This window comes from Desulfovibrio inopinatus DSM 10711 (assembly GCF_000429305.1).
GTDB classification, from domain to species: Bacteria; Desulfobacterota; Desulfovibrionia; order Desulfovibrionales; family Desulfovibrionaceae; genus Alteridesulfovibrio; species Alteridesulfovibrio inopinatus.
The window spans coordinates 20039-34452 of sequence record NZ_AUBP01000011.1 but is presented as its reverse complement, the minus strand read 5'-3'; the positions used below and the strand labels follow the sequence as shown (position 1 = coordinate 34452).

Sequence of the window (14414 nt, the reverse complement as noted above, 5' to 3'; positions counted from 1 at the left end):
AGCGACGGGTGGTTTGAAGATAAACGTTGAAGAAGAATACTGCTCTTAGGAGGTAGGAGTATCCTTTTGGGGCGGAGGAGATTTCGTTCCTCGTCGCGTTTCAATAAGTCGTTGAATGAGAAAGTAGAATAAGGGGACGAATATCGTTCCCAGTATTGTTGCTGCCAACATCCCACCAAATACGGACGTACCCAAAGCGTGACGGCTGGCAGCCCCGGCTCCAGCTGCAATGACCAGTGGAATGACGCCAAGAATAAAGGCAAATGACGTCATCAGGATGGGCCGGAAGCGCAAATGGGCTGCTTCCAATGCGGCATCAAGTATGGACATGCCTTCTTCGCGTTTGTTCATTGCGTATTCGACAATGAGAATAGCGTTCTTTGCGGCCAGACCAATGAGCATAACAAGACCGATTTGCGCATAGACATTGTTGTCGAGACCTCGGATGAGTTGCGCAGCCATGGCACCGAATATACCGAGAGGAACCGCGAAGATAACCGCAATGGGGATAAGCCACGATTCATACTGAGCCGACAGGAACAGAAAGACCATAACAATGGCCAACCCAAAGATGATGATGCTTTGGCTGCCGGATGATTTTTCCTGATACGCGATGCCGGTCCATTCGAAACCGTAGTCACGTGGGAGTGTCTTGAGCGCCGCCGCTTCCATTGAGGCAAGTGTTTGTCCCGAACTGAAACCGGGAGGAGTGGAAGCATTGATTTCAACGGTTTTATACAGGTTGTACCGTTGAATGTATTGCGGCCCAGAAGTGTGCTTGACTGTAACGAGCGTCGAAAGCGGAACCATCTGGTTGTCTTTGTTGCGGACATAGAGTCGTCCGATGTCGCTTTCCTTGACGCGATAATTCGCTTCTGCCTGTAAGGTAACCTTATAAGTGCGACCAAACAGGTTGAAATCGTTGATATAGAGGCTTCCTAAGTTGGCCTGCAAGGTGTCGAAAACGTCACTCAACGGAATACCGAGATTTTTGACTTTTTCTCGGTCCACCTCGACGTAGTATTGCGGGACATTGACGCTAAATGGCGTAAACACTCCGGTTACTGCCGGATCCTGCGATACGGTTTTCATGTATTCATTTGCAATCTTGGCGAGTTCTGTGATGTCGCCACCAGAACGATCTTGGAGTTCAAATTGTGAACCACCCGTCGATCCGAGACCCGGGATTGGAGAAGGATTGAGACAGAAGGCAAGTCCATCACTGAGGTGATTGAGCGCGTTCTGTGCAGACTTCATGATGGCCGGGAGTTGGAGTTCCGGAGTTGTACGCTGATCCCATGGGTCAAGAATAACGAAGATACAGGAGGTATAGGAACTTTGCGTGGAGTTGATAATATTGAGTCCACCCAAAGCAAGGTAATCGTGTACCCCCGGTGCTTTTTCAAGGTATGCTTCGATTTCTCGCAAGGTTGCATCGGAGCGCTGCAGCGAAGCCCCTTCAGGAAGCTGGACTGTGATGATAAAGTACCCTTGGTCTTCCATGGGGACAAAGCCCGTCGGCAAAATTTTCAACAATGATGCCGTCGCAAAAAGTAACGCCCCCATAATACAGACGAAGATAAAACCCCGTTTTATGGCTGAGCGAACAATGCCGAGGTATCCCCCGGTGATCTTTTCAAAATAGAAGTTGAATTTGCCATAGAACCACCCTAATGGGCCTCGCGTTTCGCTGACCGGCCTCAGAAGCAAGGCACTCAGTGACGGACTCAAAGTCAAAGCGTTGATCGTCGAGATGGCCACGGAAACCGATAATGTCAGCGCAAATTGCTGGTAGAGTCGTCCTGTAATACCACCCATAAAGGCAACTGGTACAAACACGGCGATGAGAACGAGTGACGTGGCGACGATAGGGGCCGATACCTCGGCCATGGCCTGTTTCGTGGCTTCTTTGGGGGAAAGTCCTTTTTCATCGATGAGGAGTTGGACTGCCTCCACTACGACAATGCCGTCGTCAACCACAATTCCGATGGCCAGAACAAGGCCGAAAAGAGTCAGGGTATTGATGGAAAAGCCAAGAACAGGAAACAGAGCAAATGTCCCGACCAATGAGACGGGGACCGCGATCATGGGAATGATCGTTGCTCGAAAATTTTGAAGAAATACAAACACGACGATAAAAACAAGAACAAGCGCTTCGAAGAGGGTTTGAATGACCTCGTCAATGGATGCAATGACGAATCGTGTTGTATCGTATGGAATACGAAATTCAATGCCTTCGGGAAATGCTTGAGACAACTTTTTGACTTGTTCTTTCACCTGATCGGCAACATTGAGCGCGTTGGCGCCGGGAAGCTGGTAGATCAGGATAGACGCGGTCGGGTTGCTGTTCAGGCGAGTAAAGGCGTTATATGAGGCTGAGCCAAGTTCAATGCGAGAAACGTCGCGAAGACGCAAGGTGCTCCCATCGGGATTAGCTCGCAAGATAATATTTTCGAATTCTTTAATTTGGTCGAGTCGTCCTTTCACTTGGACGGTATACTGGAATTCCTGTCCGGCAGGGGCCGGTTCTCCGCCGATTTGGCCGGCCGGAGCTTGAATGTTCTGTTCTTTGACCGCATTGGCAACATCGGTCGCCGTGAGCCCGAGTCGTGTAAGCTTATCCGGATCGAGCCAGATACGCATACTATATTCATCACTCCCATACACATTGATGTTCCCAATGCCGGGAATACGCGCCAAGGTATCAGCGATGTTGATCTTAGCATAGTTGCTCAGAAATAGTCCGTCATAGCTGTTATCTGGAGAAACAAGGTTGACGGCCATCAGCATGTCAGGAGACTGCTTTTTGACGCTGATTCCTTGTCGAGTGACGTCTTGGGGAAGTTTCGGTTGGGCCAAGGAGAGACGGTTCTGAACATCAACCGTGGCAAGATCAAGATCGCGTTCAATGGCAAACGTCACGTTCAGAATCATCTGCCCTTGGTCTGTACTAATGGAGGACATGTACATCATGTCCTGTGCGCCGTTGACCTGTTCTTCAATAGGAGCGGCGACGGTTTCTTCCACGACTTTGGCCGATGCGCCTGGGTAATTGGCCTGCACCTGCACCGTCGGGGGAGAAATTTGGGGGTATTGGGCAATGGGTAACGATACAAGCGCAAGTGTACCCACTATGAGAATGACAATTGAAATAACGGCCGAGAAAATCGGCCGGTCAATGAAGAAATTGACCATGGCCTAGTTCTCCTTCGTGGGAGTACCTGCATCGCCCTGTGTTTGTTGTGCAGATTCTTCGTCCGAGAAGACCGGAGCATCCTTCGTTCCGCTGGATTCATCTGTAGAGTCCATCTGAGGAGTCACTTTATCGCCGGGGCGGATTTTGTTGACGCCCTCGGAAATAACAAGATCACCGGCTTTCAGTCCTTCCTGAATGACCTGCATATTATCGGGAGCCTGGGGGCCGAGTGTAATGGGGCGGCGTTCCACGGTACCGTCGTCTTTCACGACAAGCACGGCTTTGGATCCTTGAAACGAGACAACAGCGCGTTGTGGAATGATAACCGCATTTTTCAATTCATTGACAACAAAACGTACTTTCGCAAATTGTCCCGATTTGAGAATATTGTCGGGGTTGGGAAAAACAGCTCGTACACCGAGAGTTCCCGTTGTCGGGTCGACCTCGCGGTCAGCCATATCGGGCTTCCCTTTTTCCGCATAGACAAGGCCGTCGGCTAAAATCAGTTCCATGCGCATGGGAGTTTCGTCTCCCCGCCCTTTGGCGCCGTACCGCATGACAAAATTAAGATAGGTCTTTTCGGCAATACTGAAATTGACATACATGGGATCAATGGAAGAAATGGTCGCAAGAAGGGTATTTTCGCCTTTGCCAACCAGTGCCCCGATTTTGGCCTGAGCTCGTCCGATAACACCAGTCAGCGGTGCATATACTTTGGTATATCCGAGATTGAGTTGGGCTTCGGCAAGGTTGGCTTTCGCACGATCAAGCTGTGCTTTCAGATCTTTTTCATGCGTTGTTTTCTGATCGTATTCTTCCCGGCTGACAGCACCGGTTTTATAGAGTTTGCTGAAGCGGCTGACGTCGAGACGGGCTTTATCTAATAAAGCGATAATTTGATCGACTTGGCCTTTGGCATCGTTAACATATTGTTCCTGCTGGCTTGGATCGATAACGAACAGTAAATCCCCTTTTTTGACAATGGAACCTTCGCGGAAAAGTCGTTCCTTAAGGTACCCTTCAATGCGAGCTCGGATGTCGACAGTGCTGACGGCTTCTGTTTTTCCAACAAATTCACCGTAAACATTAACATCTTCTGTTTTGGTCTTGAAAACTTTTGCTGGAATCGCCTGTTGTTGCGCCGCCTTTTGGGCCTTTTCGTCCTGACTGTTCTCGCCACACGCTGTTATAAAACCCAATACGATAAAGCCGAGCAGCAAAATATAAGGAACTTTGAACGAAACACTGTTGGATTTTTTTCCGGTCGAAACCACGCTACGTGCCCCCCTTGGCAGAAATCAGTCAATGTATGGTGTCTGTCCAGACGTGAAGTGCAGATCAGACAATGACAACAGATGAAGCCTTTTCCATTCGTCGAAATGAGGTTGATGAATTTGTAATTTATTGTTGATTCTGTACCATGGTGGATTCATACGATCAATGTGTAACCTTCCAAAAAAAGAATATTCCGATACCAGGGAGCAGAATAGTTTCGATAGATTGTGTGTCATGGCAAACCACCAATATACAGGCAGGACGTGGTGGCTTGTCGTTCGGGCGGAATATGTTATGGTTCCGACCATCCAATACAACGTATTCACGTAGTGAGGAGGAATGTGTTTATGAAAGCCAGCGATTTTCTCTACCTCGGACTTGGCGCCGCGTTTTTAGCGAAAGACAAAATTGCGGAACAACTCACAGAAATGGAAAAACGGGGCGATATCAGTAAAGATGAGGCCAAACAGTTTATGGATGAAGCAGTCGCCCGGGCCAAGAAAGAACGCGAAAGTTTCGATGCGCGTTTGCGGGAGGCCGTGAAGGACGTCGTATCCGAACTTGGGCTTGCAACGAAGGATGATATTGAGGAACTCAAAGCGTTGATGAACAAATCTTGAAACATCCCTATTCACCGGGGCGTGTTCTGTGCGCATTACACTTCACGCTGACCGTGTTCCTTCTTGTTCGGGGACGGCCGAAATTTCTCTGGTTTCGGCCTTTGTCCCCGGAAAAACTTATGGACGCCATTGCACAGCTTGGTGTCTGTTTTTTGAAATTAGCTCAGGTGTTGGCGACACGGGCTGATTTTTTTCCTCTTGAATATCTCGACAAGCTCAAGACCATTCACGACCAAGTTTCTCCCATGAATGCTGAGGAATATGAAAAGGTTTTTGCGCGGGCTTTTCCCGATCCTTCGTGTTTCTCTTTTTTTGATTCTGCGCCTCTTGCCAGTGCTTCCATTGGCCAAGTGCACGAAGCGAGGTTGCAAAGCGGGGAGCGTGTTGCGGTCAAACTCCGTCGTCAAGGTGTTGACCGTCTCGTCGAAAAAGATATCCGTTTACTGCGTGGGATTTTATGGTTGGCTCAACCGCTTTTTAGCCGACTGACCAGGAATTCTCTCGAAGCCGTAATAAGCGAGTTTTCCGATATGATTCGTCGGGAAACGGATATGTTGTCGGAATGTGAAAATCTTGAACAATTTCGAAAGCGTTTCGTCAAATCCGACGTCACATTGCCTGAAGCCTATCGAGAGCTGACATCAAGTGATGCTTTAGTCATGAGCTTCATCGATGGTGTCCGCATTGACGATAAAGAAGCCATTGGGGCCATGGGGATTGATGGTGAAAAACTCATCTCCAAGCTTGTCGTTTTTTATATGGAGCAAATGCTTATCGCGGGCTTTTTTCATGCCGATCCTCATCCAGGCAACCTCCTTGTCCAGAAAGGAGGGCGATTGGCTTTGCTTGATTTCGGGATGGTGAAGCGGCTTTCCAATGCGACACGTATTGCCATGATTGAAGTGGTGAAAGCGGCAAATGAACGTGACTTTGAGCTGTATATTCTCGCGTGTAAACGATTGGGTGTTGTCGCTGCAGATGCCCCGGATGATAAAATGACGGAGTTTGCTGAGCGTATATTCGATATTTTTGGAGATGCCCGTCTCTCTGCTTCGTCCATGCGTGATATTGCTTTTACTACGCTGGCATCAATGCGTGACCTTCCATTCAAAATTCCTCAAGAAGTTGTCTATGTCATGCGAGTGTCCTCGCTGATTGAAGGCCTGGGAACGACATTTGTAGATAATTTCAACGGCGTCAAAGATGTCTTGCCAGTGCTCAAAAGCAATTTGACCCGTGCGCTTGGCGCTGAAGCAGGACTTTTTCCTACCATTGGTCAAGAATTGGCTGGGCTTCCTTTAACAATGCGTCGTGCCAAAACTGTCTTCAATGATTTGGCTGAACAGAATCTGCACGTTAAACTTTCTCGAGAAACACTTGATCTTTTGGAAGGGCGTATTCGAAATATGATGCGGCCGATTTGCCAGGGGGGACTCTTTATCCTGGCCGCCTTTCTTGTTGTCGGTATGGAGCTGCCTTGGAAAAATGAAATCGCCGTATTGCTTTTTGCCGTCGGTGCTTTGCGGATCGTTATTGGTTTGAAATAAAGGTGTTCTCCTTATTACCTTCCTGAAATATCGTGACGAGCTAGGATGTCATCTCCTTGGAGGACAGCCATAACACTCCAAGGCTATTGGACTTTTAGGAGATGCATACAATGCATACGAAAAAACTATGATGTGTATTATGGGACACTGGGTTCTTCTGATGCGAGAAGTTCTCGACAAACACCGCCCACAACACGACGTAGGCAAAATTGACCTCCAGCACTGTGTGAAATACTGGCGTTAGTCACTTCCGCACATGCACGTTGCACAGCGTCACTTCGCGGCATGCCACATTCAATATATCTTCCAGCCTTCCGAAGCAGTACTTCTTTGATAAGGTGCGTATTCATGACAGTCTCCTTGTGTTATCAAGAAGACATGCATTTTTTACACCACTTGGAGGTGTTTTGTTTTTGCGTGGAATAATTATGCGGAGGCTGAATTCTTGTCTTGGAGACTGAGGCGATGAGAGGGAAGACAGTCGGGATGATTCCGTAAAAGGTAGAGTACCATGCGTTCACGAACCAGACAGCGCAATTCCCAGAGTTTTGATGAGTTTCCCGCACTGACCAGGGCGCGAACTTCCATGCTGTCGATTCCTGATTCAACAACATGGATAACAGCTGTCCGTCCATCCCAATAGGCTCTGCCTTCATCACGGCAAATACGCTCCAGCTCAAGTCGCATGTCATCAATATTTGTATGAAACGCAACGTGCCAAATGACGGCACCAAGCATTTCAGACGACGTGCGTGTCCAGTTCTCGAACGTTTTTTCAAGAAATCGATTGATTGGAATGATGAGGCGACGTTGGTCCCAAATGCGAAAAACGACATAGGTCAGAGTTATCTCTTCGACCTTTCCCCATTCTCCTTCAATGATGAGGACATCGTCTATCTGAAAAGGACGCGTGAACGCCACTTGGATTCCGGCAAGAATGGCCGCGAGGCTCTTTTGAGCGGCAAAACCGATAACGACACCAGCAACACCGGCTGACGCAAGAAGGCTTGTGCCGATAGCTTCAAGTTGGTCAAATGTCATTAAGGCCGATGCAATAGCCAATAGGACGATCACAAATTGCGTGACGCGCTGAAATATTTTGAATTGGGTAAAAATTCGACGTGCGTGAAGATTATCGTCTGCAAGAAGGTTTATCCGTGAGAGTAATACATCTTCAAAAACATTTAAAAGATTAAAAGCAATCCAGGATACGCAGAACAACCAGGAGAGGCGCAGGCCGTTCTCTATAGAATGATTGGGTTCTGTTGAAAGAAAAAGCGTACGAAAGAGTGAGTAGAAAAACAGCATGACCAACAACCGGGTTGGCCCCTTCATGTTGTTTGACAATGCTTTCTCTACTCTCGGGTGCTTCTTTTGTGTAAGTCGCCGAATGACGATGACAAGAAGCATATGCACCAGAAGACCGCAGATGAGCGATACCAGTACAGTAATAATGAAGCCTGTTGTACCGGGGAGTGAAGGAAGGTGAAACTGACTGGCAAGAAATGTCGTTATCTGTTCCAGTAATGTATCAAACATAAACAAGTGCTGGCTGATTGTGTGCTACATCAAGCCATTTTTCATCAGAGGGTATCGTCGGAATGGTCCAAACAATCATACCCTCCTTTCAAAAACGCTTGAAACGATTCGGAAGCAAGGATTTCAGGCGCATCCGGGCTAGGGCAGAGGGCTTTGTTTTTGGGGAGCTTGGTCAGTTCAAATTGTCCGCTATAGATTACGTCGCCGCAATATCGACAAATGTATTCCGTCGCTTTCTTGCTGCAATTACAGTCTTTCTTTTGGTATATATGTTTTTTCATGAGATACAAGACATTTTGGGTATGCAGTTGTCATATTGCTCCTGATCAGCAAAGGAGGAAGAAAGCTCCCGAACAACATGAACGCATCCAATCAGTTCATCGTTTTGGTCGTAAAAAGGGCTGGCAGTGATAAGACGTCGCGTTCCTGTTTGATGGTCGGTGATTTCTCGCTCGTGGGAACACCCGTCACGAATAAGCTCCTCCAGTGGACAATTTTTTCGCAGACAAAAATTTTGAGGTGAGATTTCGTCGCACTTTTTGCCGAAGGCTTCATGGGCACTAACACCTGCTGTTTGTGCCATGGCCTCATTGATCAGGATAACGTTCTTGTCGAGATCAAGGACACAAATTTGGCTTGGCATGGAGTTGATTGTCCGTTTGAGCAATTCCATATAACGGGCAGACGTTTCTTCGGCTTCACGTCGAGCTGTGATATCGAGCATTGATCCTTCGAATTGAATATCTGCATCACCGATATCGTTCACCGATTGAATATGCAGTGAGACCCAAACGAGATTTCCATCCTTACCAAGGACGCGTGTTTCGAAATCTTGAAGGCCTCCATGAGAGAGTCCTTTCTGAAATCGTATGGCATCTTCATCGTCAAAAAAGAGAGCATCAAGACGATGGGCATACTGCCTGGCTTCCTGTTGGGTGGCATATCCCAGCATGTGGGCAAATGCTTTGTTCAAGTTTGAAATACGACCATCTGCATTGAGGGTAAACATGCCGATGACGGCTTGATCGAACATCGCACGATGTTTTTCTTCCGAAGCACGAAGCCGTTTCTCAAGACGTGCATTGTGGAGTGCGAGTTCAATGTGAATTTGTACATCTAAAAGGCGAACCGGTTTCTGGATAAAGCCTCGTGCACCTGATGATTTGACTCGCGAAAGCAGTTCGTCTCCCATTGCCGCTGTAATGTATATGACTGGAATATCGAGTAATTGATGAATAGTTGACGCCGCCACCACACCATCAATGGCGCCGGCAAGATTGATATCCATAAGAACTAAGTCTGGATGGAGTTCAGAGATACGCGCGATAGCCTCTTCTCCCGTTGAGAGCAGGGCGCTCACCCTATAGCCAAGCTTTTGGATAAATTGTTCCAGGACGAATGCCGTTGTGGGGTCATCTTCAACAATAAGAATCTGTTCTAAAGCCATGAAATATCCTTCGTGCACTATCCTTTTGCGCCTAAGTTGAGGAAAGTGATCACAAAATACAACAAGATATTTCTCATTACGAGGATTTTAGACTCTTTGCAACACGGTTCAATTTCAATTCGGCGGCAGTTTGGAGAGCGTAAAGGACTTTTTTTCGCGTTGCGCTTGGTGAAGTGTTTCGGTACACGAAGAGAACATTTTCATAATTATAACAGTTCTCGCGGCTTGTTTTCAAAGAGCATGTGTGCTTTCGTCATGGCGGGGCCCGAAGGCATGCACATCCTGCTGAGTTCTCAATGCTGGATCGCGGGATGGGGTACCCTGCCTGGAGGGTTCCATGCTTCTTGGCATTGATGTCGGCGGTACACATACCGATGCTGTGCTTGTGTCAAAAAACGGTATTGTGGCTTCAGCCAAAATCCGGACACGGCACGATGACTTGCTGTCTTCAATTAACGACGCTTTGAGCGCTGTATTATCCGATACGCCTGCTTCGGCCGTTACTCGTCTGAATTTGAGCACAACGTTGTCCACCAACTCTATTGTAGAAGGGCGAACCGAACCGGTCGGTGTCTTTGTGACCGGAGGCCCTGGTATCGACCCGGAAGAATATCGCATTTTCTCCCATTATTATCCTATTACTGGAGTTATTGATCACCGTGGAGAAGAGACGGGCGCTCTTGATATGGCTGCCATCGAACGCGGTCTTGAACAGTGCCGCCAGGATGGAGTGAAAGTCTTTGCCGGTATCGGTAAGTTTTCCGTACGTAATCCGGAGCACGAACAAAAGATCAAGGAAGCGGTTCATCCTACTGCTGATTTTGTTTCACTAGGTCATGAATTTTCCGGACAACTTGGCTTTGGTCGCCGTATTGCTACCGCGGCATATAACTGTGCGGTTTGGCGATTGTATAATCGATTTGCCGATGCTGTGCAGTCGAGTGCGGTCAAACTCGGGCTGCAGGCAAAAATCAATATTCTCAAAGCCGATGGTGGTGTCATGCCATTGTCATTGTCACGTTCAATGCCGGTTGAGTCTATTTTATCCGGCCCAGCTGCCAGTGTTATGGGAATTATTGCTGTTTGCGATGTCAACCACGATTCGGTGATTTTGGATATCGGTGGAACAACCACAGATATTGCCGTTTTCGCTGACGGAGCCCCTTTGATTGAAACCGAGGGGATTGCTATCGGCGACAGACCGACGTTGGTGCGTGCGCTCAAAACCCGATCCATTGGAATTGGCGGTGATTCCGCGGTGCACATCGAAAACGACCGTGTCCTTGTTGGACCGAAGCGCCTTGGGCCGGCAGTGGCCGAAGGAGGCGAAACGCCGACATTGCTTGATGCCCTCAATGTGCTTGATTTGGCCAGCCACGGCGATGTTGACGCCTCGTTAAAGGCCATGGATACCCTTGCTCGTGAACACGGGCTTGAGGCGACAGTTTTGGCCGATTATGCCGTGAGTTACGCCGTCAACCGGATTCGAGAGGAAGTCGCCAGCTTTCTGCAAGAGATTAACGCCAAACCCGTTTATACCATTTTTGAATTGCTCGAAGGAAAGGTCATATCTCCGCAGCAGATTTATATTATGGGAGGACCGGCCAAGGCCATGACCGAACCGTTGTCCGATGCCTTCACGCAGACTTTGGTTGTTCCAGAGTACTATTCTGTGGCGAATGCCATTGGTGCGGCATTATCGAGGCCAACAATGTCGGCTGAGTTGTTTGCCGACACAGATCAGGGCAGGATGGTCATTCCCAGTCTTCACGTTACGACCGACGTCAGCCGGTCCTATTCGTTGGAGCAGGCGAAACTTGATGTCGCGGAGCACTTGCGGGAACATCTCGACGTTGTGGAGATGGAAGACGCTGGCGCCTTTATTGAAGTCACATCGGCATCGTCTTTCAATATGGTTTCGGGGATGTACACCACAGGAAGAAATATTCGTGTCAAATGTCAGGTTCGCCCCGGCATTGTCGACGATTTCAAACAGGCGGTCACGTGCGCATGCTGAAAGCGAAGAACAATCTTGGCGTTATCTTTTTTCCTGCCTATGACTGGGCCATTAGCGAAACGCACCCCGAACGACAGGAACGCCTTTTATACACCCAGGATCAACTGCGTGAAGAGGGCGTTTTCGATATTCCCGGAGTGACGGAATATAAGCCCGATATCGCCGATTCCAGTCAGGTGGATTTGATTCATTTTTGTTTTCCCGATGTTGAATCCGTGACCACCAAGTCCCATCTCATTTCGGCAGGTGGTGCCATCAAGGCGGGCCGGCTGGTTATGGAAAAAGAAGCGGATAAGGCTTTTGCCTTGGTCAGGCCTCCTGGACACCACGCTATGCGAGTGGTTCACGGTTCACGCGGCTTTTGCAACATTAATATTGAAGCGGTCATGATTGAAACACTCCGGGAGCAGTACGGCCCCTTGCGTGTCGCTATTGTAGATACGGACTGTCACCATGGAGACGGGACGCAGGATATCTATTGGCATGACCCGAATACACTGTTCATTTCCATTCACCAAGATGGGCGTACCCTGTACCCCGGATCAGGCTTTCCTTATGAAATGGGTGGCCCTACGGCCATGGGGAAGACCTGTAATATTCCGCTTCCACCCCATACTTCGGATGAAGGATTTCTCTGTGCCTTGGACAATCTTGTTTTGCCACTTCTTGAAGACTTCAAGCCTGACCTGATTATTAATTCCGCTGGCCAGGATAATCATTATAGCGACCCTATCACCAATATGAATTTTTCCGCCCAAGGATATGCCGAATTAACGACACGCCTTAATGCCGATATTGCCGTTCTTGAAGGAGGGTATTCCATTCAAGGCGCGTTACCGTACGTCAACTTGGGATTGACGCTGTCCATGGCCGGATTGGATTATTCGCATGTGCGTGAACCCGATTATGATCCTGCCAAGATTCGTCAGAGCGCTAAAACGACCGAGTATATCAAGGTGTTGTGTGACGAATTGTTGAAAGCCTATCGCAATCCGCCAGCAAAACCAAAATCAGGCGAGATGGTTGGTGATTTTTTTGTTCGGGAAAAGAATATCTATTATGATACTGACGGGATCAGTGAGTACCAAACTGAAAGCTTGCTTGTGTGCGGCGATTGTCCAGGCATGATGAAAATTGAGACCGATGCATCCGTCAACCCGTTATCTCTTGGTGTGTATATTCCTCAAAATGCCTGCCCACGGTGTGTGCGAGAAGGACTAAAAGCCTATGAAGAAGGCCAGATAAAAGGGAAGTACCGCTATATTCAACTCATAGACAGGCTCAACAAAGAATATTTGCGTTATATTGTCTAAGCGCAATCAAGAGCAGGAGTCCGCATTGTACTTGTGGAGCACGATGCGGACTCCTTTGGACATGACGACAAGGTAAAGGAACTGATATGTTACAGAGTGTTGGTGATTTTTTTCGTGGACTGAGTGCACATATTTCGGGCATTCGGTTTGCTTTTGAGCATAAGGCTTATCTCGGACTGATTTTTGTGCCGTTTGTTTTGACGTTAATCCTCTACGGCGTGGCTATATCGTTGTTCTCAGGTTATGGAGAGGTCTTGGCTCAGGCTATTTGGTCGTTTGATCCTGGTTCGACGAGTCAGACCATGGGAGTTGTGCATTCGGTGTTTGAATATTTTATCGTCACCGTTGCGTATATTATTGTGTTTGCAATCATGTACTTCCTCTTCATGGTCATTGCCAATATTTTGGCTTCGCCGCTGTACGATGTGATTGTAGAGCGTATGCGTCATATTGTCCGGCCTGACATAGGTGCTCCGGAATCCAGGATCGGCATCGTCGCGACTGTTGTCGAGGAAGTGAAAAAAGCAATGTTTCTGCTCATTGTGCCGTTAGCCTTATTTTTTGTTCCTGTTATCGGCCAGGTCTTGTCTCTGATTGCGGCAATGCTGTTTTTAGCCTGGGACTTCGTCGACTTTTCCTTGTCCAAAGATGTGCCGGATTTTAGAAGCCGCTTGGGTGCTGTATGGAGCCGTAAGTTTGCATTGCTCGGTTTTGGAGTGCCTTTGCTTATCCCCGTGCTCAATTTGTTTTTGTTTCCGTTCGCTATTCTTGGTTCAGCTTTGTTATATCTTCAAACAATCAAGAAGCCGACGGCATGAATGCTATCTGGCTCATTCGCCATGCTCAAAGCGATTCAAATGCCGGTCTGCCGACAAAAAGTCCTCAGTCAACACGGATTACAGACGTAGGAGAGTATCAAGCCAAACAACTTGCCAAGCTTTTTTCAGCGTCTCCGAACCGGATTGTGGTCTCACGCTACATTCGAACGCAACTGACGGCAGCACCATTGTTGGAACGATTTGCCGGGATACCTGTTGAGGAGTGGGACGTTCATGAGTTTACTTATCTTGCTCCCATCAAATACGCCGGTACTACAGGAGCCGACCGGCGACCGGATGTCCGAGCGTATTGGGCAAGGAACGATCCGCAGTATATTGACGGTGATGGGGCAGAGTCTTTCGAAGCTTTTATTGCACGTGTCGATACTGCTCTGCACAGGCTGACCACATTGAACGGATTCACAGCGGTTTTTACTCATGGACAGGTTATCCGAGCGATGTTGTGGCGTATGCTGTACCGAGAAGACGTGATTTCGGCATCCACAATGGAAAAATTTTATCATTTTCGAGAATCTGCCTCCCTTCCTAATGCAGCCGTTGTCCGCTGCATTCTGTATGAGGGAGAGATGTGGACAAGCGGGGTGTGCAACCCTTGCGAACATGATAAAATTACTTTTTGAG

The 14414-nt window shown here is 48.1% G+C and carries 11 protein-coding genes; 6 read left to right on the top strand and 5 right to left on the bottom strand.

The genetic code is table 11. The annotated features are described in order from the left end of the window. Window positions 1–45: 45 nt before the first annotated feature. The gene (locus tag G451_RS0109815; RefSeq protein ID WP_027184123.1) at window positions 46–3195 is read right to left on the bottom strand and encodes an efflux RND transporter permease subunit; all 3150 of its coding nucleotides are present in this window, start codon (window positions 3193–3195) and stop codon (window positions 46–48) included. A 3-nt stretch (window positions 3196–3198) separates the two neighbouring features. Further along, on the bottom strand, window positions 3199–4470 hold the full coding sequence (locus tag G451_RS28615; RefSeq protein ID WP_051261344.1) for an efflux RND transporter periplasmic adaptor subunit: 1272 nt from the start codon (window positions 4468–4470) through the stop codon (window positions 3199–3201). A gap of 348 nt (window positions 4471–4818) precedes the next feature. On the opposite strand from G451_RS28615, the gene G451_RS0109805 reads away from it, so the two are divergent. Together G451_RS0109805 and G451_RS0109800 are read left to right on the top strand one after the other, a co-directional pair. Next, on the top strand, window positions 4819–5091 hold the full coding sequence (locus tag G451_RS0109805) for a phasin family protein (protein WP_027184122.1): 273 nt from the start codon (window positions 4819–4821) through the stop codon (window positions 5089–5091). After that, complete coding sequence (locus G451_RS0109800; protein WP_034641592.1) at window positions 5088–6638, top strand: ABC1 kinase family protein; 1551 nt, start codon at window positions 5088–5090, stop codon at window positions 6636–6638. The genes G451_RS0109805 and G451_RS0109800 overlap by 4 nt, the downstream gene beginning before the upstream one ends. 137 nt (window positions 6639–6775) lie before the next feature. Here G451_RS0109800 and G451_RS0109795 read toward each other — a convergent pair whose 3' ends face one another. The 3 genes from G451_RS0109795 to G451_RS32580 form a co-directional block, all read right to left on the bottom strand. Beyond that, a complete protein-coding gene (locus tag G451_RS0109795; RefSeq protein ID WP_027184120.1) occupies window positions 6776–6988 on the bottom strand; it encodes a hypothetical protein in 213 nt (70 codons plus the stop codon). 76 nt (window positions 6989–7064) lie between these two features. Next, entirely contained in the window at window positions 7065–8177 is a 1113-nt protein-coding gene (locus G451_RS28610) for a mechanosensitive ion channel family protein (protein ID WP_051261343.1), read from the bottom strand. 277 nt (window positions 8178–8454) lie between these two features. Further along, a complete protein-coding gene (locus G451_RS32580) occupies window positions 8455–9624 on the bottom strand; it encodes a PAS domain S-box protein (RefSeq protein ID WP_051261341.1) in 1170 nt (389 codons plus the stop codon). A 337-nt stretch (window positions 9625–9961) separates the two neighbouring features. Here G451_RS32580 and G451_RS0109775 point away from each other — a divergent pair, with 337 nt between their 5' ends. The 4 genes from G451_RS0109775 to G451_RS28600 all read left to right on the top strand — a co-directional run bounded on the left by G451_RS0109775 (window position 9962) and on the right by G451_RS28600 (window position 14413). Then, window positions 9962–11641 carry a hydantoinase/oxoprolinase family protein gene (locus G451_RS0109775; protein WP_027184118.1) on the top strand — a complete coding sequence of 560 codons (1680 nt, stop codon included), beginning with the start codon at window positions 9962–9964 and terminating at the stop codon, window positions 11639–11641. Then, the gene (locus tag G451_RS0109770) at window positions 11635–12954 is read left to right on the top strand and encodes a histone deacetylase family protein (protein ID WP_027184117.1); all 1320 of its coding nucleotides are present in this window, start codon (window positions 11635–11637) and stop codon (window positions 12952–12954) included. The genes G451_RS0109775 and G451_RS0109770 overlap by 7 nt, the downstream gene beginning before the upstream one ends. An 86-nt stretch (window positions 12955–13040) precedes the next feature. Beyond that, window positions 13041–13772, top strand: a complete 732-nt coding sequence (locus G451_RS0109765; protein WP_027184116.1) for an EI24 domain-containing protein — start codon at window positions 13041–13043, stop codon at window positions 13770–13772. Then, window positions 13769–14413: a histidine phosphatase family protein gene (locus tag G451_RS28600; RefSeq protein WP_051261340.1), complete on the top strand. Its 645-nt coding sequence runs from the start codon at window positions 13769–13771 to the stop codon at window positions 14411–14413. Before G451_RS0109765 ends, G451_RS28600 begins: the two co-directional genes overlap by 4 nt. Window position 14414: the final 1 nt, after the last annotated feature.